The sequence below is a fragment of the Acidovorax sp. genome, from assembly GCF_034519795.1.
GTDB lineage: Bacteria > Pseudomonadota > Gammaproteobacteria > Burkholderiales > Burkholderiaceae_C > Acidovorax.
Genome location: NZ_JAXHOB010000001.1, coordinates 248,415 through 273,337 on the forward strand (window position 1 = coordinate 248,415; position 24,923 = coordinate 273,337).

Annotated in this window: 17 protein-coding genes; 12 read left to right on the forward strand and 5 right to left on the reverse strand. The window is 68.4% G+C overall.

Annotated elements, in window-relative coordinates; all coding sequences use genetic code 11:
- The first annotated feature begins 110 nt into the window (after positions 1-110).
- The 4 genes from U5N23_RS01125 to U5N23_RS01140 are packed head-to-tail and all read left to right on the forward strand — an operon-like array spanning position 111 to position 7,748.
- Positions 111-4,253: a YhdP family protein gene (locus tag U5N23_RS01125; protein ID WP_322591035.1), complete on the forward strand. Its 4,143-nt coding sequence runs from the start codon at positions 111-113 to the stop codon at positions 4,251-4,253.
- On the forward strand, positions 4,250-5,065 hold the full coding sequence (locus tag U5N23_RS01130) for a carbon-nitrogen hydrolase family protein (protein ID WP_322591036.1): 816 nt from the start codon (positions 4,250-4,252) through the stop codon (positions 5,063-5,065). Before U5N23_RS01125 ends, U5N23_RS01130 begins: the two co-directional genes overlap by 4 nt.
- On the forward strand, positions 5,062-7,119 hold the full coding sequence (locus U5N23_RS01135; RefSeq protein WP_322591037.1) for a two-component system sensor histidine kinase NtrB: 2,058 nt from the start codon (positions 5,062-5,064) through the stop codon (positions 7,117-7,119). The genes U5N23_RS01130 and U5N23_RS01135 overlap by 4 nt, the downstream gene beginning before the upstream one ends.
- Positions 7,119-7,748: a response regulator transcription factor gene (locus U5N23_RS01140; RefSeq protein WP_322591038.1), complete on the forward strand. Its 630-nt coding sequence runs from the start codon at positions 7,119-7,121 to the stop codon at positions 7,746-7,748. The genes U5N23_RS01135 and U5N23_RS01140 overlap by 1 nt, the downstream gene beginning before the upstream one ends.
- A gap of 9 nt (positions 7,749-7,757) precedes the next feature.
- Here the strand turns inward: U5N23_RS01140 and U5N23_RS01145 are convergent, their stop codons facing one another.
- A complete protein-coding gene (locus U5N23_RS01145) occupies positions 7,758-7,910 on the reverse strand; it encodes a hypothetical protein (RefSeq protein WP_322591039.1) in 153 nt (50 codons plus the stop codon).
- Between U5N23_RS01145 and U5N23_RS01150 the strand changes: the two genes are divergently transcribed.
- Positions 7,843-9,069: a murein transglycosylase A gene (locus U5N23_RS01150; RefSeq protein ID WP_322591040.1), complete on the forward strand. Its 1,227-nt coding sequence runs from the start codon at positions 7,843-7,845 to the stop codon at positions 9,067-9,069. The two genes, U5N23_RS01145 and U5N23_RS01150, sit on opposite strands and share 68 nt — an antisense overlap.
- Positions 9,070-9,189: 120 nt before the next feature.
- On the opposite strand, the gene U5N23_RS01155 is transcribed toward U5N23_RS01150, so the two are convergent.
- The gene (locus U5N23_RS01155; protein WP_322591041.1) at positions 9,190-10,890 is read right to left on the reverse strand and encodes an MFS transporter; all 1,701 of its coding nucleotides are present in this window, start codon (positions 10,888-10,890) and stop codon (positions 9,190-9,192) included.
- A gap of 85 nt (positions 10,891-10,975) precedes the next feature.
- Positions 10,976-11,461, reverse strand: coding sequence for an Lrp/AsnC family transcriptional regulator (locus U5N23_RS01160; RefSeq protein ID WP_322591042.1), 486 nt, complete (start codon positions 11,459-11,461; stop codon positions 10,976-10,978).
- Positions 11,462-11,649: 188 nt separating this feature from the next.
- Between U5N23_RS01160 and U5N23_RS01165 the strand changes: the two genes are divergently transcribed.
- The 5 genes from U5N23_RS01165 (at position 11,650) to U5N23_RS01185 (ending at position 21,198) form a co-directional block, all read left to right on the forward strand.
- Positions 11,650-15,225: an indolepyruvate ferredoxin oxidoreductase family protein gene (locus U5N23_RS01165; RefSeq protein WP_322591043.1), complete on the forward strand. Its 3,576-nt coding sequence runs from the start codon at positions 11,650-11,652 to the stop codon at positions 15,223-15,225.
- 301 nt (positions 15,226-15,526) lie between these two features.
- Positions 15,527-15,862 carry a preprotein translocase subunit YajC gene (gene yajC, locus U5N23_RS01170; RefSeq protein WP_057200655.1) on the forward strand — a complete coding sequence of 112 codons (336 nt, stop codon included), beginning with the start codon at positions 15,527-15,529 and terminating at the stop codon, positions 15,860-15,862.
- A gap of 84 nt (positions 15,863-15,946) precedes the next feature.
- On the forward strand, positions 15,947-17,833 hold the full coding sequence (secD, locus tag U5N23_RS01175; protein ID WP_322591044.1) for a protein translocase subunit SecD: 1,887 nt from the start codon (positions 15,947-15,949) through the stop codon (positions 17,831-17,833).
- 12 nt (positions 17,834-17,845) lie between these two features.
- On the forward strand, positions 17,846-18,799 hold the full coding sequence (gene secF / locus U5N23_RS01180) for a protein translocase subunit SecF (protein ID WP_322591045.1): 954 nt from the start codon (positions 17,846-17,848) through the stop codon (positions 18,797-18,799).
- Positions 18,800-18,816: 17 nt separating this feature from the next.
- Positions 18,817-21,198: a DUF1631 family protein gene (locus U5N23_RS01185; RefSeq protein ID WP_322591046.1), complete on the forward strand. Its 2,382-nt coding sequence runs from the start codon at positions 18,817-18,819 to the stop codon at positions 21,196-21,198.
- 30 nt (positions 21,199-21,228) lie between these two features.
- Here U5N23_RS01185 and dprA read toward each other — a convergent pair whose 3' ends face one another.
- Both dprA and U5N23_RS01195 read right to left on the reverse strand, forming a co-directional pair.
- Positions 21,229-22,398 (reverse strand): DNA-processing protein DprA, encoded by a 1,170-nt coding sequence (dprA, locus tag U5N23_RS01190; protein ID WP_322591047.1) that lies wholly within the window; start codon positions 22,396-22,398, stop codon positions 21,229-21,231.
- A 94-nt stretch (positions 22,399-22,492) separates the two neighbouring features.
- Positions 22,493-23,719: a LysM peptidoglycan-binding domain-containing protein gene (locus U5N23_RS01195; protein WP_322591048.1), complete on the reverse strand. Its 1,227-nt coding sequence runs from the start codon at positions 23,717-23,719 to the stop codon at positions 22,493-22,495.
- Between the two features lie 200 nt (positions 23,720-23,919).
- Here U5N23_RS01195 and def point away from each other — a divergent pair, with 200 nt between their 5' ends.
- On the forward strand, positions 23,920-24,426 hold the full coding sequence (gene def / locus U5N23_RS01200) for a peptide deformylase (RefSeq protein WP_322591049.1): 507 nt from the start codon (positions 23,920-23,922) through the stop codon (positions 24,424-24,426).
- Positions 24,426-24,920, forward strand: a complete 495-nt coding sequence (locus U5N23_RS01205; RefSeq protein WP_322591050.1) for a hypothetical protein — start codon at positions 24,426-24,428, stop codon at positions 24,918-24,920. Before def ends, U5N23_RS01205 begins: the two co-directional genes overlap by 1 nt.
- The last annotated feature ends 3 nt before the right edge of the window (positions 24,921-24,923 follow it).

The following is a 24,923-nucleotide window of genomic DNA, read 5'->3' on the forward strand; positions in this document are numbered from 1 at the left end:
CTGCCGGCTGCCGGCGTGGGGCCGCATGCTGCCGCACACACAAGGACACTGGTTCTCATTGAACCCACAAGGAAACCGCGGGTCATAATTCCTGCCACATTAATCCCACCATGATCGATCCCACCCCGCACCCCTCACGCCTGCTCAAGACAGTGGCAGGCTTTGCACGGTGGTCACTGGGGTTGCTGCTCGCCTTCTGGCTGCTGCTGACCATCGCCTGGGGGGCCCTTCATGGCTGGATTGTGCCGCGAATCGGCGAGTTCCGCCCAGAGCTGGAGGCCCATGCCGCACGGGCGCTAGGGGTTCCCGTGCGCATCGGCGCCCTGAGCGCCCGTTCCGAGGGGCTGATCCCCTCCGTGGAGCTGGTGGATGTGGCGCTGCTGGACAGCGCCGGCCGCGAGGCCCTGCGCCTGCCGCGCGTGGTGGTGGCCCTGTCGCCGCGCTCGCTGCTGAACTTCGGCTTCGAGCAGCTCTATATAGAGAAGCCGGATCTGGACATCCGCCGCGCCAGCGATGGCCGGATCACCGTGGCCGGCCTGGCCATGAAGGACAGCGGCGGCGACAGCAGCAGCGCGGCCGACTGGTTCTTCTCCCAGGGCGAGGTGCTCATCAAGGGCGGCACCCTGCGCTGGACCGACGAGATGCGCGACGCGCCGCAACTGGCGCTCACCGAGGTCAACCTGGTGGTGCGCAACGGCAACTGGAGCCACCGCATGCGTGTGGACGCCACGCCGCCGCCCGACTGGGGCGACCGCTTCACCCTGGTCGGCCTGTTCCGCGCGCCGCTGCTGCGTGTGCGCGACGGCAACTGGCAGCACTGGAACGGCCAGGTCTACGCCGACTTCGCGCGGGTGGATGTGTCCCGGCTGCGCCACCATGCCGACCTGGGGGTGGACGTGGCCCAGGGGCGCGGGGCCCTCAGGGCCTGGGCCGATGTGAAGAGCGGCCAGATCGTGGGCGGCACGGCCGACCTGGCATTGGCCGACGTGAACGCCACCCTGGGCCCGCAGCTGGAGCCGCTGGCGCTGCCCTCCATCGCCGGGCGCCTGGGGGGGCGACAACTCAAGGGGGGCTTCGAGTTCTCCACGCAAGGCCTGCAGTTCACCACCGACGACGGCCTGCGCTGGCCCGGGGGCAACGTGAAGCTGGTGTACACCGATGCCACGGCCAAGGCGCCCGCACAGGGCGATTTCCGCGCCGACCGGCTCGAGCTGGCGGCCCTGGCGCAGATCGCCAGCCGCCTGCCCCTGGGCGCCACGGCCCACGATGCCGTGCGCCAGTACGCACCCAAGGGGCTGGTGGACGAGATCCAGGCCACCTGGAAGGGGTCGCTCGATGCACTGCAGCAGTACCAGGTGCGCGGCCGCATCCAGGGCCTGGCGCTGGCAGGGGAGTTGAACAACGGGGCCGCCCAGAGTCTGGGACTGCGCGGCGCCACGGTGGACCTGGACATGACGCAGGCCGGCGGCAAGGCCCAGCTCGCCATCGAATCCGGCGCCCTGCTGTTGCCCGGTGTGTTCGAAGACCCGTTGCTGCCGCTGGACCGCCTGAGTGCCGAGCTGCGCTGGCAACTGGAGGGTGAGCGCATCGCGGTGCAGGCCAGCGATGTGAAGTTCGCCAATGCCGATGCGCAGGGCGAGGCGCGGGCGGCCTGGCACACCTCCGATCCGGCGAAAGGGCCGAGCCGGTCGCGCTTTCCCGGCGTGCTGGACCTGTCGGGCAAGCTCACGCGGGCCGATGGCACGCGCGTGTACCGCTACCTGCCGCTGTCCGTCGGCGAGGATGCCCGCCGCTATGTGCGCGACGCGGTGGTCGCTGGTACGGCCAGCGGGGTCGATTTCAAGGTGCGGGGCGATCTGCACGACATGCCGTTCAACGACCCGCGCCAGGGCGAGTTCCGCATCGCCGCGCGCGTCAAGGACGTGACCTATGCCTTCGTGCCACCCCAGCTGCACCCGAGCGACCCCCTGCGCTGGCCGGCGCTGACGCAGCTGCAGGGCGAGTTGATCTTCGAACGCTCGTCCATGCAGGTGCGCGGCGCCAGTGGCAGCTTTGCGGGCACGCCCGGGGTGCGCGTCTCGCGCGTGGATGCCTCCATCCCCGATCTGTCGCACACCGTGGTGGGCGTGAATGCCGATGCGCGCGGGCCGCTGTCCGAACTGCTCAGCGTGGTGAACAACTCGCCGCTCTCGCGCATGACGGGCAATGCCCTGGCGCAGGCCAGCGGCACGGGCAATGCCGACTTTCAGCTCAAGCTGACCCTGCCCATCAGCAACATCGACAAGTCCCGGGTGCAGGGCAGCGTCACTTTGGCGGGCAACGACGTGCGCATCACCCCCGACACGCCGATGCTCGGCCGTGCGCGCGGCGCAGTGCAGTTCAGCGAGACGGGGTTTTCGCTCGTCGGCGTGCAGGCCCGGGCCCTGGGTGGGGAGGTGCGCCTGGAAGGCGGCATGCGCGCCCTGGCCGCCAATGCCCCGGCCACGGAGGCGGCCATCCAGCTGCGTGCCCAGGGCACGGCCACGGCCGAGGGGCTGCAGCAGGCGCCGCAGATGGGGCTGCTGTCGCAACTGGCCGGCCGGGCCACGGGCAGCGCGCCCTACACGCTGGCCCTGGCCTTTCGCCGCGGCGTGCCCGAGGTGCAGGTGACGACCAGCCTGCAAGGCATGGCGCTGGCCTTGCCGGCACCACTGGGCAAGACGGCCGAGGCCAGCCTGCCGCTGCGCTACGACAACTCGCTGGCGCGCGAATCGCTGACCGGCACCGTCACCGCCGCAGCCACCCCGCCGCCGCTGCGCGACCAGATCACGGTGGACCTGGGCGCCCTGGGCTCGGCCACCTACCACCGCGACGTGGGCGGCGCCCAGCCGCGCGTGCTGCGCGGCGCCATCGGCGTGGGGCTGGCACCGGGGGAGTCGGCGCCCATGCCGGCCGAGGGGGTGGCGGCCAACCTCCAGTTGGCCAGACTGGACATCGATGCCTGGGAGAATCTGCTGAGCCCGCCGCCCCCGGCCGGCAGCCCGGCCGCACCGTCGACGCCGGGCGGCGCGCTGGCCAGGACCACGCAGGACTACCTGCCCACCACGGTGGCGCTGCGCGCCCGGGAGCTGTCGGCCCAGGGGCGCACCTTGCACAACGTGGTGGCGGGCGGCCAGCGCGAGGGCCCCGTCTGGAAGGGCAACATCGATGCGAGCGAGCTCAGCGGCTTCGTGGAGTTCCGCGAAGGCGGTGGCGGCGACTCCGGCAACGGGCGGCTGTATGCCCGCCTGTCACGCCTGAACATGCCGCAGAGCGACGCCAACCAGGTCGAGGCGCTGCTGGAGGAACAGCCGGGCTCGCTGCCCGCGCTGGACATCGTGGTCGACGATTTCGAGCTGCGTGGCCGCAAGCTCGGCCGGGTGGAGATCGAGGCCCAGAACCGCGGCAGCGACACCACGCCACGCGAATGGCGCCTGTCCAAGTTCAACATCACGTCCCCCGAAGGCAGCCTGACGGCCAGCGGCAACTGGGCCCTGCTCAACCAGGCGCGGATGGCGGGGAGTGGCGCCGGCGAGCGGCGCACGGTGCTCAATTTCCGGCTCGACATCCGCGATTCGGGCGACCTGCTGGCGCGCTTTGCCATGCCGGGCGTGCTGCGGCGCGGCAAGGGCCGCATGGAAGGCCAGGTGGCCTGGGTGGGCGCGCCCTTCAGTCCCGACTACCGCTCGATGACGGGGCTGATCAATGTGAACATTGAGGCCGGCCAGTTCCTCAAGGCCGATCCGGGCCTGGCCAAGCTGCTCAGCGTGCTCAGCCTGCAGTCGCTGCCGCGGCGCCTGTCGCTCGACTTCCGCGACGTGTTCAGCGAAGGCTTCGCCTTCGACTTCGTGCGCGGCGATCTGCGCATCGAGCAGGGCGTGGCCACCACCAACAACCTGCAGATGAAGGGCGTGAACGCTGCGGTGCTCATGGAGGGCAGCGCCGACATCGACCGCGAGACGCAGGACCTGCGCGTCGTGGTGGTGCCCGAGATCAATGCCATGACGGCCTCGCTGGTGGCTACGGCCATCAACCCGGTGATCGGCCTGGGCAGCTTCCTGGCCCAGGTGTTCCTGCGCGGCCCGCTCATCGAGGCGGCGACGCAGGAGTTCCGCATCGATGGCTCCTGGTCCGATCCGCGCGTGGTGCGCGTGCCCCGGCGCACGCGCCTGTCGGGCAATGCAGCGGACACCGGCCCGCCACCCCCTGCCCCCCGAACCGGAGAGTCCTCATGAAAGTCGCTGCCCTGCAGATGGTTTCCGGCACCCACCTGGATGACAACCTCGCCGCCGCCCGGACCCTGCTGGAGCAGGCGGCGCGGGGCGGCGCCGAGCTGGCCGTGCTGCCCGAATACTTCTGCATCATGGGCCGGCAGGACACGGACAAGCTGGCGCTCAAGGAGTCGCATGGCGAGGGGCCCATCCAGGACTTTCTGGCACGGGCGGCGCGCGAGCTCGGCCTGTGGGTGGTGGGCGGAACCCTGCCGCTGCGTGGCAACGATGCCGTGCGCGTGCGCAACACCACGCTGGCCTTCAACCCCGAAGGCGCCTGCGTCGCGCGCTACGACAAGATCCACCTGTTCCACTTCGACAACGGCCAGGACCAGTTCCACGAGAGCCGGGTGATCGAGCCCGGCGACGAGGTCGTGCAGTTCGACCTGCGCTCGCGCGAGGGCGAGCTGTGGCGCGTGGGCCTGAGCGTGTGCTACGACCTGCGCTTTCCCGAGCTGTACCGCGCCCATGCCCAGGCCGGTGCCGACCTGCTGCTGGTGCCCAGTGCCTTCACCCACACCACCGGCCAGGCGCACTGGGAGGTGCTGCTGCGCGCCCGCGCCATCGAGAACCTGGCCTACGTGCTGGCCCCGGCCCAGGGCGGTGTGCACGAGAACGGCCGGCGCACCTGGGGCCACAGCATGCTGGTGGATCCCTGGGGCAGCATTGCCGCCGTGCGTGAAGAAGGTGTCGGCGTCGCCGTGGGCACGCTGGCCAAGGCCCGCCTGCGCGAGGTGCGCAGCCAGCTGCCTGCCCTGGGCCACCGCGTGCTGTGAGCAAGCCGCGCCGAACCCTGTGGCAGCGCTGGCGCGGTGCCTGGCGCCGCTGGTCGCTGTGGACGCTGCTGGTGGCGCTGGTGGTGGCCATGCTGGTCACCGTGGTCTGGCTGGCCGGGCGCTACGAGGCCAGCCAGGTGCAAAGCCGGCTCGAGCGCGACACGGCCGATGCCGTCTCGGACGTGCGCGTGGCCCTCACGCGCAACCTGCAGAGCCTGCAGGCCCTGCATGCCGACGACCCAGGCATCCTGGCCTGGGAGGTGAATGCCTCCGAGCTGCTGCGCGGCCACCGCGAGCTGGTGCGCCTGGAGTGGCGTGACACCGGCATGCGGCTGCGCTCGCAGGTGCAGACACCCTACCGCCCCGTGTACTGGGACCGGGGTACACGCGAGAGCGCGCACTCGGACGCCTCGCTGGCCTGCGCCAATGCGCGCCGGCTGAGCGGGCCGGCGTACTCCAGCAGCTACTTCCAGCCGCATGGCGACGGGCTGGGCTCGGAGATGATGGAGCTGTGCCTGCCCATCACTTCGGGCGGGCGCGCCACCGGCTTCCTGGTGGCCACCTATGCGCTCAACGCCATGCTCGAAGACCTGGTGGGGCACGGCCTGACGCGCAGCCAGGAGGCCTCCTTCACGGAAGCCGATGGCACGCGCCTGGCGGTACTGGGCGCGGCGCGCCGTGGCTCGCGCATGTTCACTGCCACGCACCTGCTGGACCTGCCCGGCGCCACCCTGGTGCTGCGCATGGACACCTGGCACAGTGCCCCGAGCCTGTTCCCGAACGTGCTCACGGCGCTGGTTACGGCCATGTCCATCGCGCTGGTCACGGTGATGGTGGTGCTGGTGCGCGACAACCGCCGTCGCCTGCGCGCCGAGCGCGACCTGGGGGATGCGCTGGCGTTTCGCAAGGCCATGGAGGACTCGCTGGTCACGGGACTGCGTGCACGTGACCTGGAAGGCCGCATCACCTACGTCAACCCGGCGTTCTGCGACATGGTGGGCTTCACGCCGCAGGAACTGCTCGGCCTGAGCGCATCGGCGCCTTACTGGCCCCCGGAGCGCGTGGAGGAGTACCAGCAGCGCCAGGCCATCCGCTTTGCCGGCTACATGCCGCCGCGCGAAGGCTTCGAGTCGGAGTTCATGCGCAAGGATGGCACGCGCTTTCCGGTGCTGATCATCGAGGCGCCGCTGATCAATGCCCAGGGGCTGCACACCGGGTGGATGAGCGCCTTTCTGGACATGAGCGAGCAGCGCCGCATCGAGGAACTCTCGCGCGCCTCGCAGGAGCGCCTGCAGGCCACCGCGCGCCTGGCCACCGTGGGCGAGATGGCTTCGCTGCTCAGCCACGAACTCAACCAGCCGCTGGCCGCGATATCGAGCTATGCCACGGGCTCGATGAACCTGCTGGAGGCGCCCGCAGGCGCGGGCGAGCTGCTGCCGACGCCCGAGAGCCTGCAGGATGTGCGCATGGCCATGCAGCAGATCGGGCGGCAGGCCGAGCGTGCGGGCAAGGTGATCAAGAGCGTGCACGACTTCGTGCGCCGCCGCGACCAGGCGCGCGAGGCCGTCACGGCGCAGCAACTGCTCGACGCCATCATGCCGCTGGTGAGCCTGCAGGCGCGCAAGATCGGCGTGCGCGTGCACACCCTGGTGGAGCCGGACCTGCCCGCTGCCCTGTGCGACCGCACCATGGTCGAGCAGGTGCTGCTCAACCTGGCACGCAATGCCATGCAGGCCATGGATGTGCTGGGCATCTCCAAACGGGTGCTGGAGATCCGTGCGCGCCGCGCCGCATCGAACGCGCACCAGGCCTGGATCGAATTTTGCGTGGCCGACCTGGGCGCCGGCATCGAGCCCGAGGTGGCCGAGCGCCTGTTCACCCCCTTCTTCACCACGCGGGCCGAGGGCATGGGGCTGGGCCTGAGCCTGTGCCGCACGGTCATCGAGCAGCATGGCGGTTTCCTCGGTTTTGCGGCCAACGAACCGCGTGGTACGGTATTCACCTTCACGCTGCCCGTGCACCAACCTCCTGCCTCTTCTTCTACCGCCTCCTGATGGAACCCGTCTCCAATGCCACCGTGTACATCGTCGATGACGATGCGGGCGTGCGCGAAGCGCTGGCCTGGCTGCTGCGCTCGCGCCGCCTGCCCAGCGAGTCCTTCGACAGCGCCGAAGCCTTCGATGCCGCGCTGCAATCGCGCCCGGCGCAGCGCCATCCGTGCTGCCTGCTGCTGGACGTGCGCATGCCCGGCATGAGCGGCCTGGCGCTGTTCGATCTGTTGATCGTGCGCGGCGACCTGGCGACCATGCCGGTGATCTTTCTCACTGGCCATGCCGATGTGCCCACGGCCGTCGATGCGGTCAAGCGCGGCGCCTTCGACTTCTGCGAAAAGCCGTTTTCCGACAATGTGCTGGTAGACCGCATCGAGCAGGCGCTGGCACAGTCGGCCGACCACCTGGCCGCGCTGCGCGAGCGCAGCGACCTGCAGGTGCGCCTGGCCGACCTGACCGAGCGCGAGCGCGACGTGATGGACCTGGTGGTGGCAGGCTTGCCCAACAAGCTCATTGCCGACCAGCTCGACATCAGCGTGCGCACGGTGGAAGTGCACCGCGCGCGGGTGTTCGACAAGATGCAGGTCAAGTCTGCAGTGGAGTTGGCCAACCTGCTGCGCCTGGGGCATTGATCCCCGCGTTCAGTCCTTGGGTGTCGGCGCGCTGGCGTCCTTGCCTTCCTCCGCTTCCGGGGCCTTGAGTTCGCCCCCGCGGCGCCCCGAGAACATGGTCCACCAGACGATGGCCACCAGCACCACCAGCGCGAGCAGCGCTTCAAGCAAAATCAGCCCCATGAAATTGACACTCCTGCGCCTTGTGATGACGGCGCTGATTGTAGGAACGCTGGCCGCCTGTGCCTCCCGGCCTGCCCCCACAAGCCCCTCTTCGCCTGGGGCCATCCTGCCCCCACCCGTGCCTGGCGCCGTGTTCGTGCCCGGAGACAATGGCCCGCTGCCGCCCGCCATGGCCCAGCCCAAGAGCCGCTGGATCCCGGTGCGCTGGGCTGAACTGCCCGGCTTTGCCAACGACGCGCTGCACGAGGCCTGGAACGCCTGGATCAAGAGCTGCGAGCGCCCGGCCCCGCAGTTCATGCTGCTGTGCGGCGAGGTGCGCCAGCTGAGCATCGCCACCCCCGAGGAGCAGCGCGCCTGGATGGTGGCGCGCCTGCAGCCCTACCGCGTGGAGTCGCCCGAGGGCAACCCCGAGGGCCTGCTCACCGCGTACTACGAACCCATGATCGACGCGGCGCGCCAGCCCGGCAACGGCTTCAATGTGCCGGTGTATCGGCTGCCGGCAGGGCATGGTGCGCGCAAGCCCTGGTACACGCGCCAGCAGATCGACACCCTGCCCGAGGCGCAGGCCGCGCTGCAGGGGCGTGCCATCGCCTGGCTGCGCGATCCGGTGGAATCGATGGTGCTGCACATCCAGGGCTCGGGCCGCCTGCGCGTGGCCGAGCCCGATGGCTCGGTGACCCTGGTGCGCGTGGCCTATGCCGGCACCAACGACCAGCCCTACCAGAGCGTGGGCCGCTGGCTGCTGGACCAGGGCGCCACGCGCGATGCCACCTGGCCGGGCATCCGCGCCTGGCTGGCGCAGAACCCGCAGCGCACCAACGAGCTGCTGTGGGCCAATCCGCGCTACGTGTTCTTCCGCGAAGAGACGCTCGACGGCATGGAGGCCGGCTTCGGCCCCAAGGGCGCGCAGGGCGTGGCGCTCACGCCGGGCCGCTCGATCGCGGTGGACCGCCAGAGCATTCCCTACGGCACGCCGGTGTGGCTGGCCTCCACCGGGCCGCAGGTGCAACTGAGCCGCCTGGTGCTGGCGCAGGACACGGGCAGCGCCATCCTGGGCGCCGTGCGGGCCGACTACTTCACGGGCTGGGGGCAGGAGGCGGGCGACATCGCCGGGCGGCTCAAGCAGGGGCTGCGCCTGTGGGTGCTCTGGCCGAAATGACTCCCCCTGAGTCGCCTTCGGCGCCTTCCCCCTGAGGGGGACGCCCCGGGCGCGGCGAGGCGGCCCTTGCGCGGGGGCACTGACTTTTCGCGCGCCAGTGTTGACGGTTGCGGGCGGGGCTCAGCGCTCCACCACGAAGCGCGAGACCACGGGTGGGGCGTCGCCGAGGTGGAAGGCCAGCTTGCGCTCGCGCAGCGCCACGTCGGAGGCGGTGACGCGGTCGAAGCGGCGCAGGTGCTCGGTCCAGGATTCGTCCTCGATCTGCTCCACGTAGCGCGCCGGGTCGGCGATGTCGTGCTGCAGCTGCCATGAAAGCGCGCCCTGGCGCAGGCGGCTGCGGCGGCTTTCCTGCATCAGCGCGCGGAAGTCGGTGGCGCGCGCGGGGTCGATGAAGTACTCGATGGTGACCACCACATGCCCGCGTTCGGGCGGGGTGGGCGCCACTGGGGCCTTGAAGGCCTGGGACGGGCTCAGGTCCTCCTCGATGCTGCGGTCGGCCACCAGGCGTTGCACCAGCACCATGGCCAGCGTGCCCGTGACGGCGGCCAGCCCGAGGCTGGTGTGCACGCTGGTGACCGTGGCCACCTGGCCCCACACGGCCGCGCCCAGGGCGGTCGAGCCCATGATGGCCATCTGGTAGATAGACATGCCGCGCGCCCGCACCCAGTTGGGCAGCGCCAGCTGGGCCGACACGCTGAGCGAGTTGGCCGTGGTGATCCAGGCCATGCCGCCCACGAGCATCGCGGGCACGGCTACGTAGACATTGGGGGCCACGGCCATCACGGCGGTGGCCGCCGCCTGCAGCAGGGTGCCGCGCAGCACCAGCACATCGCGCGGCATGGCCTGGCGCAGGCGCGGCAGGAACATGGCGGCCACGATGGCGCCCGCCCCCATGGATGCCAGCAGCAGCGTGAAGGTGCCGGCGCCGCCGCCCTCCAGGCCCTTGGCCAGCAAGGGCAGCATGGCCAGCAGGGCGGTGGCGTGCAGGAAGAAGATGGAGATGCGCCAGAGCACGGCACGCATGCGCGGCGACTGGCGCACGAACTGCAGGCCCACGCGCATGGCGCTGGGCAGCCGTTCGCGGCCGAGGGGGCTGGGCACGTGGTCGCGCTTCCAGCGCATGATCACCAGGCCCGAGCCCAGCGACAACACGGCGTTGAGCACGAAGACCCAGGCGCTGCCGGCGCTGGCGATGATGGCGCCGGCCACCAGCGGGCCGATGATGCGCGAGGCGTTCATGGCGATGCCATTGAGGGCCAGGGCCGCAGGCAGGTGGGCGCGGCTGACCAGTTCGGGCACGATGGCAGAGAACACGGGCCAGCGCATCGCCAGCCCGATGCCGTTGGCAAAGGTCAGCGCCAGCAGCAGCGGCGCCGTCATGCCGCCGGCCAGCACGGCCACGCACAGCACCATCGCCACGGCCGCCACCCAGAACTGGGTGGCCATGAAGTAGCGCCGCCGGTCCAGGATGTCGGCCAGTGCGCCACTGGGCAGGCCCAGCAGGAAGACGGGGAGGGTGGAGGCGGACTGCACCAGCGCCACCAGGATGGGCGAGGTGGTGAGCGAGGTCATCAGCCAGGCGGCTGCCACGTCGTTCATCCACATGCAGGTATTGGCCGCCACCCAGGTCAGCCAGAGCATGCGAAACACCGGCACCGAAAGCGGCGCCAGGGTGGACAGCGAGGCCCGCTGCTCGGCGGTCGGCCCGGGCTGGGCGGCAGCGCTTTCTTCGGTTCCCTGCGCGGTGCCGGCCCTCGCGCTGGTGGGGGCGGGTTCGGGTGCGACGCTGCGCGTGCTTTCGTGGGACGGCAATGGTGGCATGCACCCCTATTGTGCGCTGGACACGCGCCGGGTGCCGGCGGGTCGTCCGACAACCCAGGCCCGCGCTCGGGCATGGGTGGCTGCGTCAGCCCCGAGGGCGGGCCAGATGCGTGAGCGGCAAGGCGCCGCTGGCCTTGACCTCGCCCAGCGAAAAGCTGGTGTGCATGTCTTTCACGTTGGGCAGGTTCAGCAGCACGTTGCGCGCGAACTGCGAAAAGCTCTCCAGGTCGCGCGCCACGACCTGCAGTTCGAAGGTGCCGGTGCCACTGATGTAGTGGCAGGCCACGACCTCAGGGATCTGGGCGATCGCATCCTCCATCTCGCGCGTGAGGTTGCCGGTGCTGCGGTCGGCATCGAGCCGCACGAAGGCCAGCACCCCCAGCCCGATCTTGTTGCGGTCGATCTCGGCGCGGTAGCCCTTGATGAAGCCTTCTTCCTCCAGCGCGCGCACGCGGCGCCAGCAGGGCGCGGCCGACAGGCCCACGCGCTGGGCCAGCTCGGCATTGGTCAGCCGGGCATCGGTCTGCAGCTCGTTGAGGATGGCAATGTCGAATTTGTCGAGAGTGTTCACGAAATGGCCATGTGGAGAAAGATTCTTTCTCAGAATAGCCCAAACGCGGCACACAACGCAAAGACTTATCAGCGGAGCAGGCATACACTTATCTCACATTGGAGGCGCTGCACTAAACGTGCGGCGCGGCCGTGAACACCGCCTTCACAAGAGGCGTACCCCACAAAAAAGCCATTGGAGACATAGCCATGAACGCCCCACTGCCCGAGCACATCCGCAAGGCCCTCGAGACGGTCACCTTGGATGACAAATACGCCTTAGATAGCGGGCGTGCTTTCATGAGCGGGGTGCAGGCCCTGGTTCGCCTGCCCATGCTGCAGCGCCAGCGCGATGCGATGGCAGGGCTCAACACGGCCGGCTTCATCAGCGGCTACCGGGGCTCCCCCCTGGGCACCTACGACCAGTCCCTGTGGGCCGCCAAGAAGCACCTGGCGGCGAACAACATCGTCTTCCAGCCCGGCGTGAACGAGGAACTCGGCGCCACGGCCGTCTGGGGCACGCAGCAGCTGGACCTGTACCCGCAGAGCAAGAAGTTCGACGGTGTCTTCGGCATCTGGTACGGCAAGGGCCCGGGCGTGGACCGCTGCTCGGACGTGTTCAAGCACGCCAACATGGCCGGCACGGCCAAGCACGGCGGCGTGATCGCGATTGCCGGTGACGACCACATCAGCAAGAGCAGCACGGCCGCGCACCAGAGCGACCACATCTTCAAGGCCTGCGGCACGCCGGTGTTCTTCCCCAGCAGCGTGCAGGAAATCCTGGACATGGGCCTGCACGCCTTTGCCATGAGCCGGTTCTCGGGCGTGTGGTCGGGCATGAAGACCATCCAGGAAGTGGTGGAGTCGTCGAGCAGCATCTCGGTGGACCCGGACCGCGTGAAGATCGTGGTGCCCGAGGACTTCGTGATGCCGCCCGGCGGCCTGCACATCCGCTGGCCCGACGCGCCGCTGGAGCAGGAAGCGCGCCTCATGGACTACAAGTGGTACGCGGCCCTGGCCTATGTGCGCGCCAACAAGCTCAACTACAACGTCATCGAAGGCCCGAACGACCGCTTCGGCATCATCGCCAGCGGCAAGGCCTACAACGACACACGCCAGGCCCTGGTGGACCTGGGCCTCGATGACGCCACCTGCCGCCAGCTCGGCATCCGCGTGCACAAGGTCAACGTGGTCTGGCCGCTCGAAGCCACCATCACGCGCGACTTCGCCCAGGGCCTGCAGGAGATCCTGGTGGTCGAGGAAAAGCGCCAGGTCATCGAATACCAGCTCAAGGAAGAGCTGTACAACTGGCGCTCGGACGTGCGCCCCAACGTGCTGGGCAAGTTCGACGAGCCCGAGGGTGACGCGACGGGCGGCGAATGGTCCATGCCCAACCCGAGCCAGAACTGGCTGCTGCGCGCCAAGGCCGACCTGACGCCGGCCATCATCGCCAAGGCCATTGCCAAGCGCCTGAAGAAACTGGGCGTGTCGAGCGACATCATCGCGCGCATGGATTCGCGCATCGCCGTCATCGAGGCGAGCGAGCGCGCGATGACCGAACTCAAGGTGGACACGGGCGAGCGCGCTCCCTGGTTCTGCAGCGGCTGCCCGCACAACACCAGCACCCGCGTGCCCGAGGGCTCACGCGCCGTGGCCGGCATCGGCTGCCATTACATGGCCAACTGGATGCCCGACCGCAACACCTCCACCTTCACGCAGATGGGCGGCGAAGGCGTGACCTGGGTGGGCCAGGCACCGTTCACCACCGACCAGCACGTGTTCGCCAACCTGGGCGATGGCACCTACTTCCACAGCGGGCTGCTGGCCATTCGCCAGAGCATTGCCGCAGGCACCAGCATCACCTACAAGGTGCTCTACAACGACGCCGTGGCCATGACCGGCGGCCAGCAGGTGGGCGAGCGGCCCGAGGGCCACTCGGTGCTGCAGATCATGAACAGCCTCAAGTCCGAGGGCGTGGTCAAGCTCATCATCGTCACCGATGAGCCGCAGAAGTACGACGGCGTGGCCCTCGCGGAGGGCGTGACGGTGCACCACCGTGACGAACTCGACACGCTGCAGCGCCAGTTCCGCGAGATCAAGGGCTGCACGGTCATCATCTACGACCAGACCTGCGCCACCGAAAAGCGCCGCCGCAGGAAGCGCGGCACCCTGGCCACCCCCGACAAGACCGTGGTCATCAACGACCTGGTGTGCGAGGGCTGCGGCGACTGCTCGACCAAGTCCAACTGCCTGAGCGTGGAGCCGGTGGAGACGGAGTTCGGCCGCAAGCGCCGCATCAACCAGAGCACCTGCAACAAGGACTACTCCTGCGTGAATGGCTTCTGCCCGAGCTTCGTCACGGTGGAGGGCGGCAAGCTCAAGAAGCCGAAGAAGGAAAAGAAGGGCGACCTGGCCAGCCTGCCAGCCATCCCGGATCCCGTCCTGCCCGTGGCCGAAGCGGCCTGGGGCATCGTGGTCGGCGGCGTGGGCGGCACGGGCGTGATCACCATCGGCTCGCTGCTGGGCATGGCCGCGCACCTGGACGGCAAGGGCGTCATCACCCAGGACGCCGGTGGCCTGGCCCAGAAGGGCGGCGCCACCTGGAGCCACATCCAGATCGCCAACCGCCCCGAGGCCATCTACACCACCAAGGTCGACACCGCCAAGGCCGACCTGGTGATCGGCTGCGATTCCATCGTCGCGGCGCACAAGTACACCCTGGCCGTGATGCAGCCGGGCCGCACCTTCGTGGCGCTCAACACCCATGGCACGCCCACGGCGGCCTTCGTGACCAACCCCAACTGGCAGTTCCCCGGTGCCAACTGCGACAGCGCCATTGCGGCCGCCGTGGGCGCTGGCGGTGTGGGCAGCTTCGATGCCGAGCAGGTGGCCACCCAACTGCTGGGCGACAGCATCTACACCAACCCGCTGATGCTGGGCTATGCCTGGCAGAAGGGCCGCGTGCCGCTGACGTTCGCCTCGCTGATGCGCGCCATGGAACTCAACGGCGTGCAGGTGGACAACAACAAGGCTGCGTTCGAATGGGGCCGCCGCTGCGCCCATGACCTCCAGGCCGTGCAGTCGCTGTTCCAGGCCGCGCAGGTGATCGAGTTCGTCAAGAAGCCGTCCATCACCGAGATGTTGTCCAGGCGCGTGGACTTCCTCACGGGCTACCAGAACGCCGCCTACGCCTCCGAGTACACGGCCTTTGTGGAGAAGGTGCGGGCCGCCGAGGGCAAGCTGGGTGCCGGCACCCGCCTGTCGGAGGCCGTGGCCCGCTACCTGTTCAAGCTCATGGCCTACAAGGACGAGTACGAGGTGGCGCGCCTGCACACCGACAAGGCCTTCACGGACAAGATCGCGAACATGTTCGAAGGCGACTACAAGCTGGTGCACCACCTGGCACCGCCCCTGACGGCGAAGAAGAACGACCGCGGCGAACTGGTCAAGCAGCCCTTCGGCCCGTGGATGCGCAGCGCCTTCGGTGTGCTGGCCAAGCTCAAGGGTCTGCGCGGTACGGCGTTCGATGTGTTCGGCAAGACCGAGGAGCGCCGCATGGAGCGTGCGCTGATCGTGGAATACCGCACCTGCATCGACGAACTGCTGCAGGGCCTCAGCGCCGACAACCTGGCGCTGGCCGTGGAGATTGCGCGCATCCCTGAAGAGATCCGCGGTTACGGCCATGTGAAGGAGCGCCACCTGGCTGCGGCCCGTCCCAAGTGGGACGGCCTGATGGCCCAATGGCGCCAGGGGGGAGCGGTGCGGGCCGAGCGCCAGGCCGCTTGAAGTTGGGCGGCCTGGCCGCATCTTTCTCGCAGAGCCCGCGCTTGCGCGGGCTTTTTGCTATCAGGAATGTAGCTTCAACCCCAGTGCTGGCTTGCCAAAAGTGGCATTGTGCTGGAGCTTGCGGCAGCGGTGCCCGGCAGGGCGGTGGCAGGCAACAAACACCCGCTGCCGGCTTGGGTCATACCCCTTGGGGGCGTGGCAAGGGGCCGCATACAATGTCCTGTTGCGCCCAGCGCGCGCCTTGGCGCTCGCTGCAGGCGGTTTTCAGTGTGTTTTGACCATCCGTTGTGGAGTTTCGTCCGTGTTTATTTCTTCCGCTTTTGCCCAGACCGCTCCCGCCGCCGCTGCGGGCGGTGGTGACATGATGTCCTCGCTCACCGGCATGCTGCCGCTGGTGTTGATGTTCGTGGTGCTGTACTTCGTCATGATCCGCCCCCAGATGAAGAAGCAGAAGGAGCACCGCGCCATGATCGACGCCATTGCCAAGGGCGATGAAGTGGCGACGGCCGGTGGCATCGTGGGCAAGGTCACGCGCCTGTCCGAAGGCTTCCTGCACATCGAGATCGCCAGCGGTGTGGAAGTGCAACTGCAGCGCAGCGCCGTGGTGCAGGTCCTGCCCAAGGGCTCGGTCAAGTAAGGCCTTCAAGCCCCCTGTATCCGGGGTGTTCCGGCCTGCAAGGGCGGCGCCCCCTGAAGCTTTCCAAGAGGCAAGAGCGCGATCATGAACCGATATCCGGTGTGGAAGTACGCGATCCTGGTGATCGTGCTGCTGGTGGGGACCCTGTACACCCTGCCCAATTTCTTCGGCGAGGCGCCTGCGGTGCAGGTGTCGTCCGCCAAACCCTCTGCCGTGAAGGTGGATACCTCCGTGCTGGAGCGCGTGCAAGAGGCGCTCAAGGCGGCCAACATCACGCCGGTGTCGGTGAGCCTGGAAGGCAATTCCGTGCGGGCGCAGCTCGATTCGGTGGAGACCCAGGGCAAAGCGAAGGACGCGATCCAGAAGGCCCTGGTTCCCAATGAGTCCGACGTCTCCTACGTGGTGGCGCTGAACATGTTCTCGCTGTCCCCCAAGTGGCTGACCACGATCCATGCCATGCCCATGTACCTGGGCCTGGACCTGCGCGGTGGCGTGCACTTCATGCTGCAGGTGGACATGCAGGCCGCGTTGACCAAGAAGGCCGAGTCGTATGCCGGCGACCTGCGCACCCTGCTGCGCGACAAGAGCATCCGCCACGGCGGCATCAGCCGCGATGGCCAGACCGTCGAAGTGCGCCTGCGCGACGAAGCCACGCTCACGGCGGCGCGCAACCTCATCAGCGACCAGTTCCCCGACCTGGCGAGCACCAGCGTGCCGGACGGCAGCGAATTCAAGCTGCGCGCCACCATCAAGCCCGAGGCCACGCGCCGTGTGCAGGAGCAGGCGCTCAAGCAGAACATGGTCACGTTGCACAACCGGATCAACGAACTGGGTGTGGCCGAGCCCGTGATCCAGCAGCAGGGGCTGGACCGCATCGTGGTGCAACTGCCCGGCGTGCAGGACACGGCCAAGGCCAAGGACATTCTGGGCCGAACCGCCACGCTGGAAGTGCGCATGGTCGACGAGGGCACCGAGGCCCGCGCCGCCGAATCGGGCCGGGGCCCGGTGCCGTTCGGCTCCGAGCGCTACCCCGAGCGCAACGGCCAGCCCGTGGTGGTCAAGAAGCAGGTCATTCTGACCGGCGAAAACCTGACCGATGCCCAGCCTGGTTTCGACGGCCAGACCCAGGAGCCCACCGTGAACCTCACGCTGGACGCCAAGGGCTCGCGCATCTTCCGCGACATCACGCGCGAGAACATCGGCAAGCGCATGGCCATCGTGCTCTTCGAAAAGGGCAAGGGCGAAGTGGTGACGGCCCCCGTGATCCGCAGCGAAATCGGCGGCGGCCGGGTGCAGATCTCGGGCCGCATGACCACGGCCGAAGCCAACGACACGGCGCTGCTGCTGCGCGCCGGTTCGCTGGCCGCGCCCATGGAGATCATCGAGGAATACACCATCGGCCCGAGCCTGGGCGCCGACAACATCGAGCGCGGCATCAACAGCGTGGTCTGGGGCCTGGCAGCCATCGCGGCCTTCATGTGTTTTTACTACCTGCTGTTCGGTGTCTTCTCCAGCATTGCGCTGGGGGTCAACGTGCTGCTGCTGATGGCCGTGTTGTCCATGCTGCAGGCCACGCTCACGCTGCCCGGCATTGCGGCCATGGCGCTGGCCATTGGCGTGGCCATCGACTCCAACGTGCTGATCAATGAGCGCATCCGCGAGGAGCTGCGCGCCGGCATGTCGCCGCAGGCAGCGATCAATACGGGGTATGAGCGCGCCTGGGAGACGATTCTCGATTCCAACGTGACCACCCTGATCGCCGGCCTGGCCCTGCTCGCCTTCGGCTCCGGCCCGGTGCGCGGCTTTGCCGTGGTGCACTGCATCGGCATCCTGACCAGCATGTTCTCGGCCGTGTTCTTCTCGCGCGGCCTGGTGAACCTGTGGTACGGGCGCCAGAAGAAGCTCAAGAGCGTATCGATCGGCCAGATCTGGAAGCCGGACGCCGATACCGCTGTGGCCAAAACGAACTAAGGGGAAACGGCCATGGAATTCTTCCGCATCAAAAAAGACATCCCCTTCATGAAGCACGCGTTGATCTTCAACGCGATCTCCTTCATCACTTTCGCGCTGGCCGTGTTCTTCCTGCTCACGCGCGGGCTGCACCTGTCGGTGGAGTTCACCGGCGGCACGGTCATGGAAGTGGCCTACAGCCAGCCGGCCGAGCTCGCCAAGGTGCGCGAGACGGTGTCGGCGCTGGGCTACCCGGACGTGCAGGTGCAGACCTTCGGCTCCGCCCGCGATGTGATGATCCGCCTGCCCGTGCAAAAGGGTGTGACGTCCGCGCAACAGAGCGAGGGCGTTCTGGCGGCCCTCAAGGCAGCCGATGCCGAGGTGACGCTGCGCCGCACCGAATTCGTCGGCCCGCAGGTCGGCGAGGAACTCGTGCACGGCGGGCTCATGGCGCTCGGGATGGTGGTGGTGGGCATCATGATCTACCTGGCCTTGCGCTTCGAGTGGAAGTTCGGGGTGGCGGCCATCATCGCCAACCTGCACGATGTGGTGATCATCCTGGGGTTCTTCGCGTTCTTCCAGTGGGAGTTCTCGCTGTCGGTGCTGGCGGCCGTGCTGGCCGTGCTCGGCTATTCGGTCAACGAATCGGTCGTGATCTTCGACCGGATCCGCGAGGCCTTCCGCAAGTACCGCAAGATGACGACGCACGAGGTGATCGACCACGCCATCACCAGCACCATGAGCCGCACCATCATCACCCACGCCTCCACCGAGGCGATGGTGCTGTCGATGTTCTTCTTCGGCGGTCCGAGCCTTCATTACTTTGCACTCGCGCTGACCATTGGTATCCTGTTCGGTATCTACTCGTCGGTGTTCGTGGCTGCGGCAATCGCCATGTGGCTGGGCGTCAAGCGCGAAGACCTGATCAAGACCACTACCAAAAAGGACGGCGACCCCAACGATCCCAACGCTGGGGCCACCGTCTGAACCGCTAACATTGGCGCATGCAAAACTCCCCGGCCCCCTCACCGCAGCGCCGCCTGGCACGCCTGGCGCGCCAGCGGTTCGTCGAGGGGATCTGCGCAGGGCTGGCGGAGGTCGACAAGACCATCGCTGACTTCCTGGGCGTGTTGATCGCGCAGACCGGTACGGCGCGCGAGATGCAGTCCCGGCGCGACACCTGGATGCTCTACCAGCAGCACCATGCCAAGTGGGTATCGGCCACCAGCCATGCATGGCAGGAGGCGTTGGCGCCCCACACCAGCGCGCGGTCGGGCCTGACCGCGGCGGGCGGTGGCAACAACCTGTCGTTCGAGCTGCTCAGCGACGACGTGGTGGAAAACAAGATCGTGGCCTCGCGCATGGCGCTGACCGTGGCCGAGCAGGCGGGCCAGCATTTCGATGCACTGCGCCAGCGCACCCAGTCGCTGGAGGGGCAGGAGATCGACAGCAGCGACATCCTGCGCCCCGAAACCATCTGCCTGCTGCTGGTGCAGCAGTGGGTGGAGGCCGGGCTGCCACGCACCGACCTGCTCACCGTGGTGGACCCCTTGCAGCGCGAACTGGCGAATGTGCTGCAAAAGCAGTACCAGGCCGTGAATGCCTTCTATGTGGAGCAGGGCGTGGCCGTGCCCTCCGACCTGCGCTCGCGCGTGAAGCGCACCGGGGGCGGTGGCGGCGCAGGCGGCGGCGATTCCGGTGCCGGTGGCCTGGCATCGCAGGCGCTGGCCCAGTCGCGCGAGGCGATAGCGGCCGGCCGCCAGGCGGCTGCGGCAGGCATGTACCCGCAACAGATGCATCCCCAGCACATGCAGGCCCGCATGCCGCAAGGCCAGGGCTACCCCATGCCCCCTGGCGGCATGGGCATGGGCTTTGCGACCGGCATGACGCCGCTGATCCGCGCGCGCCAGCGCGCGCAGGGCGTCATGGGCCAGTTGCGCCGGCTGCTCACGCAGCCGGCCACGGGCTTCGACATGGTCAAGGCGCCTCCGGCTTCGGCGGCCCTGGCGCATGCCTTGTCGGCCCAGCGCGTGCAGGCGGACACCTACTACAGCGGTGTCGCCACGCTGATGGAAGACTACAGCCCGGCGGCCGTGGTGCAGCTGGCCGGTGCCGTGCGCGAGCGCTCCACCGAGTTCAAGAACAAGGCCTCCACTGCCGGCGAAAAAGCCATCATCGAGGTGGTGGCCCTGATGTTCCAGAGCATCCTGGCCGAAGACCGCATCCCGCCCGCCGTGCGCGTGTGGTTCGCGCGCCTGCAGGTGCCGGTGCTGCGCGTGGCGCTGGCCGAGCCCGAGTTCTTCAGCAACCTGGACCACCCCGCGCGCCAGTTGATCGACCGCATGGGCGCCTGCGTGATGGGCTTCGACTCCACCAGCATCAACGGCAGCGCCCTGGAGGCCGAAATCCGCCGGGTGGTGCAGGTGATCGAGCAGTACCCGGAAACCGGCCGCCGCGTGTTCCAGCTGGTCTACGACGAGTTCGAGAAATTCCTGTCCAAGTTCCTCACCGAGAAGCAGGCCACCTCGCGCCTGGTCAGTGTGGCCCAGCAGGTGGAGCAGAAGGAAACCCTGGCCATCCAGTACACCATCGAGCTGCGCACCATGCTCAAGGACATGCCGGTGCGCGACGAGATCCGCGAGTTCCTGTTCAAGACCTGGGCCGAGGTGCTGGCCCTGTCAGCCGTGCGCGATGGCGCCCAGCATGCCGACACCATCACCCTGAAACGCACGGCCGCCGACCTGGTCTGGGCCGCCAGCGCCAAGCCCAACCGCAGCGACCGCGCGCAGGTGATCCAGAACCTGCCCGGGCTGCTGCAGCGCCTGCGCCAGGGCCTGGCGCTGATGGGCATCCACGATGCGCCGCAGGACGCGCTGATCAAGACGCTGACCGACACGCTGGCCGATGCCTTCCTGTCCAAGACCGCATCGATCCCGCAGGCGCACATCGACGCCATGGCCAAGCGCCTGGCCAACCTCGAGGATTTCATCAACGACGCCACGCTGGGCGACATGCCGCTCAATGCCGACAACATCGAGATGATGCTGGGCATCGATGCCTCGTCGATCCACGTGGTGGCCGACAACGGCGCCCCCGTGGACGAAGGCATGGTCGTCTGGGCGCAGGAGCTCAAGCCCGGCACCTGGTACACGCTCGACCACAACGGCTCGTCGGCCCAGGTCCAGTACGCCTGGCAGAGCCAGCGCAAGCAGCTGCACCTGTTCGCTGCGGTGGACGGCAGCAGCTACCTGATCCAGCTGCGGCGCCTGGCCGCCTACCTGCAGGCGGGCCTGCTCGTGGCGCAGGACGAGGAAGGCATCACCACCCGCGCCACGCGCGACGCGCTGGCCAAGCTCGACGCCAATCCGGAACGCCTGCTGGGCTGATCAGTCTGCCCCGCCGCTTCGGCGCTGGGGTCAGGCGGTGCCCATGCGCTGAAACAAGCCGCCCGGCAAGCGGGCCACATCGCCCGACAGCTCCAGTTCCAGCAGTTGCACCTGCAGGCCTGCCGCATCCATGCCGGTGCGGGCCAGCAGGGCATCCAGGCCCATGGGGTCATAGCCCAGGGCCTGCAGCAGGGGACTGTCCTGCCGCGACTGCCCGCGGCCCAGGCCTGGCGGGCCCGAAGCGGTCGCCGGGGCGGTGGCCGCAGCGGGCAGGCTCAATTCCTCCAGCACGTCCTGGGCGGACTCCACCAGCTTGGCGCCCTGGCGGATGAGTGCGTGGCAGCCGCGCGACTGGGGCGAGTGGATGGAGCCCGGGATGGCGAACACCTCGCGGCCCTGCTCCGCCGCCAGCCGGGCGGTGATCAGCGAGCCCGAGGCGAGGGCCGCCTCGACCACCAGCGTGCCCTGCGAAAGCCCGGAAATGATGCGGTTGCGCTTGGGGAAGTTGGGTGCCAGCGGTGGTGTGCCCAGTGGGTACTCGCTCACCAGCAGTCCCTGCCGGGCGATGTGGTGTGCCAGCGCCCGGTTGGCTGCCGGGTAGACCCGGTCCAGGCCGGTCCCCACCACGGCGATGGTCGCTGGCTGGTCTTCGTCCAGGCCGGCGCTCTCCAGTGCCCCTCCATGGGCCGCCGCATCCACCCCCAGCGCCAGGCCGGAGACGATGGTGAGGCCGGCACCGTGCAAGGCCTTGGCGAATTGCCAGGCATGTTCCGCGCCCTGGGCTGTCGGATTGCGGCTGCCCACCACGGCCAGGCAAGGCCGTTCGCCCAGTGGCTGCTCGGACGACAGGCGTGCCGCAGGACCCATCAGGTACAGCACCAGCGGGGGATCGTCGGTGTTCAGCAGGGTGCGGGGATAGCCGGCGTCGCCCAGTGTGAGCAGCGTCCGCGATGCAGCCCCGGGCTCGGGCGCATCCTGCAGCCATTCCCAGGTGGTTTCCACCAGGTCGGCCAGGGTGGGCGGGATGGCGCGCAAGGCCTTGGCCTGGGCCGGGGTCACGCACTCCATCAGAGCCGCTTCCGACTGTTCGAAGATGGCTTGCGGCAGGCCGAAGCGGGCCAGCAGAAGGCGCGCTGCGGCATTGCCCACGCCGCGCGACAGCGTCAGCCTGAGCCAGGCCTGCAACTCATCGTGGTCCATGGGCATGGCCTGGATGGCTTCACGGGTGCGGCGCCCTCCTCCCGTGTACCGGGCGATCGCACCCGGGTGGGGAGGGAGGGGTGTGCCGTTCAGCTCAATCCTGCGGGCTGACCAGCCGGTCGCCCACGCGCACGCCGGTGCGGATCTCCAGGATCAGCGCGTACGACACCCGGTCGAAGGTGCGGAACACCATGGCCAGGCCGTTGCTTTCGCTGGGCAGCTTGATCATCGGGAGCTTGGGGTCGGTCTTGTCCTTGATCACGTCGCCCTTGGTCACCAGGCGCATCACATGGCCGGCCTCGATGCCATTGCGGGTACCCAGGTTGATGGCCACCACCTGGTTCTGACCAGCCGCGCCTGCCGAGGTACCGGAGGCCGAGCTGCCGTAGATGGAAATCACGCGGGCCTCGGTGCCGCTCTGGGGAGCACGGGGCACGTAGCTGATGAATTCGCGCGCAGGTGCGGGCAGCAACCGGTCGCCAGCGCGGATCTCTTCCTTGGCACCCGTCAGGTCCACCGTGGCAGGCACGTAGTCGGTCTGGATGCCGCCCTTGCCGTCGGAGGACTTCTCGAAGTTCTCGCCGCGCACCAGTTCGGCCTTGCCCAGGTACTGCGCCTCGTAGCCCAGCACTTCACCCGTCATGGGATCCTTGAGGGCGACCGCATCGCGGAATACGCGGAACTGGCGCGGCTCGCCCGGCTCCCTGGTCAGGGGCGTGGCGGCATCGCCGCGCACGTAAGCGCGGTCACCGCTGGCCATCAGCACGCGCTCTTCCTGGGTGGCAATCACGCGGGGTGCGCGCTGCAGCACGCTGGCGTCGACCACCATCGGCTCCACGAGGAAGGGTTCGATCAGGTGCGGCTTGAGGGTCGGCAGTGCCGTGCTGGACAGGCTGTCGCTGCGCGTGCTGGGAGACACGCGGACGGTGCCGGACGAGCCGGAGCTGCCGGGGGCCGTGGTGCGCAGGCGGGCGTAGCCGCCGTCCTTGTCCAGGTACAGCGTCTGGCCCGGGAAGATCAGGTGCGGGTTGGGCAGGGCCTGCAGGTTCATGCCCCACAGCTCGGGCCAGCGCCAGGCGCTCTTGAGGTACAGGCCGGAAATGCCCCACAGCGTGTCGCCACGCTTGACCACGTACACATCGGGTGCATCGGGTGCCAGGTCGGCCACGGGAATGCCGCGCTGTGACACTTCCTGCGCCGTGGCGCGCTGCTGGCCGGAAATGGGGTGATTTTGCGCCTGGGCCGGTGCGACGAGTAAAGCGCCTGCGGCCACGGTCAGGGCGCCCAGGGCGGTTAGCCGCGCGCTGGTGAATGCCGTCATGTGGATCCTTTTCTGATGCATTGTGAAACGCCCCCTCACTGGCGTCCTGGCTGTGTTGCACATGCAAGCAGCCGGACGAATACGTTACAAACCTTCTTAGATTCTCTGCTCAAGCCCTTGATTCGGCAACGATTATTGAGTTGAGTATCTGCAGCATGGGGCAAAAGTGGCGAAAATAGCGACATCTATTACCCGATTCCATGGCAATTCTCCCCATTCTCTGTTACCCGGACCCCCGGCTTCACAAGGTCGCCCGGCCGGTCGAGGCCGTGGATGCCCGCCTGAAGACCCTGGTCTCCGACATGCTGGCCACCATGTACGACGCCAACGGCATCGGCCTGGCAGCCACCCAGGTCGATGTGCATGAGCGCCTGATCGTGATCGACGTTTCCGAAGGGCGCAACGAGCCCATGGTGCTCATCAACCCCGAAATCGTCTGGGCCAGTGCCGAAAAGCACGTCAACGACGAGGGCTGCCTCTCGGTGCCCGGCATCTACGACGGGGTCGAGCGCCACGATGCCGTGCACGTGAAGGCCCTCGATGCCGAGGGCCAGTCGCGCACCATCGAGGCCGAAGGCCTGCTGGCGGTCTGCATCCAGCACGAGATGGACCACCTGCTGGGCAAGGTCTTCGTCGAATACCTGTCGCCCCTCAAGCGCAACCGCATCAAGACCAAGATGGTCAAGCAGCAGCGGGAGACCCGCTGATGCGTCCACCCCGCCTCCTGCGCTGCGCCGCTGCGCTGGCGCTGGTGGCGGGCCTGGCCGCTTGTGCCGTGCCCTCGCGCGAGCCTCTGGGCACGCCGCGCGCCCAGGTCGTGGCGCACCTGGGGCCACCTACCGCTGTGCACGCCCTGCCGCAGGGCGAGCGCTTGCTGTATTCCCAGCTGCCCGCCGGCACCGAGGTCTACAACCTCGATTTCGACGCCGCTGGCCGCCTGGTGCGCACCGAGCAGGTCCTGACCCAGATCCGGCTGGAGAGCATCCCGCAGGACCAATGGACCCGGGCCGACCTGCAGCGCACCTTTGGCCCGCCGCTGCGCGTGGAGCGCGTGACCTTCTGGAACGGCGACATCTGGACCTACCGCTTCAAGCAGGGGTCGGATCCGCGCTTCGCCCACGTGCACCTCGATCCTGTCGGCGTGGTGCGCCGCATCGGCTTCACCGACGACATCCCCAATACCGACAAAGGACGAGACTGATCG

Coding starts and splice junctions, on each gene's coding strand:
- def (WP_322591049.1), top strand. CDS start 23,920: ATGGCAATTCTCCCCATTCTCTGTTACCCGGACCCCCGGCTTCACAAG.
- U5N23_RS01195 (WP_322591048.1), bottom strand. CDS start 23,719: ATGACGGCATTCACCAGCGCGCGGCTAACCGCCCTGGGCGCCCTGACC.
- dprA (WP_322591047.1), bottom strand. CDS start 22,398: ATGGACCACGATGAGTTGCAGGCCTGGCTCAGGCTGACGCTGTCGCGC.
- U5N23_RS01150 (WP_322591040.1), top strand. CDS start 7,843: ATGGTCCACCAGACGATGGCCACCAGCACCACCAGCGCGAGCAGCGCT.
- U5N23_RS01130 (WP_322591036.1), top strand. CDS start 4,250: ATGAAAGTCGCTGCCCTGCAGATGGTTTCCGGCACCCACCTGGATGAC.
- U5N23_RS01185 (WP_322591046.1), top strand. CDS start 18,817: ATGCAAAACTCCCCGGCCCCCTCACCGCAGCGCCGCCTGGCACGCCTG.
- U5N23_RS01155 (WP_322591041.1), bottom strand. CDS start 10,890: ATGCCACCATTGCCGTCCCACGAAAGCACGCGCAGCGTCGCACCCGAA.
- U5N23_RS01165 (WP_322591043.1), top strand. CDS start 11,650: ATGAACGCCCCACTGCCCGAGCACATCCGCAAGGCCCTCGAGACGGTC.
- secD (WP_322591044.1), top strand. CDS start 15,947: ATGAACCGATATCCGGTGTGGAAGTACGCGATCCTGGTGATCGTGCTG.
- secF (WP_322591045.1), top strand. CDS start 17,846: ATGGAATTCTTCCGCATCAAAAAAGACATCCCCTTCATGAAGCACGCG.
- U5N23_RS01205 (WP_322591050.1), top strand. CDS start 24,426: ATGCGTCCACCCCGCCTCCTGCGCTGCGCCGCTGCGCTGGCGCTGGTG.
- U5N23_RS01145 (WP_322591039.1), bottom strand. CDS start 7,910: ATGGGGCTGATTTTGCTTGAAGCGCTGCTCGCGCTGGTGGTGCTGGTG.
- U5N23_RS01140 (WP_322591038.1), top strand. CDS start 7,119: ATGGAACCCGTCTCCAATGCCACCGTGTACATCGTCGATGACGATGCG.
- U5N23_RS01125 (WP_322591035.1), top strand. CDS start 111: ATGATCGATCCCACCCCGCACCCCTCACGCCTGCTCAAGACAGTGGCA.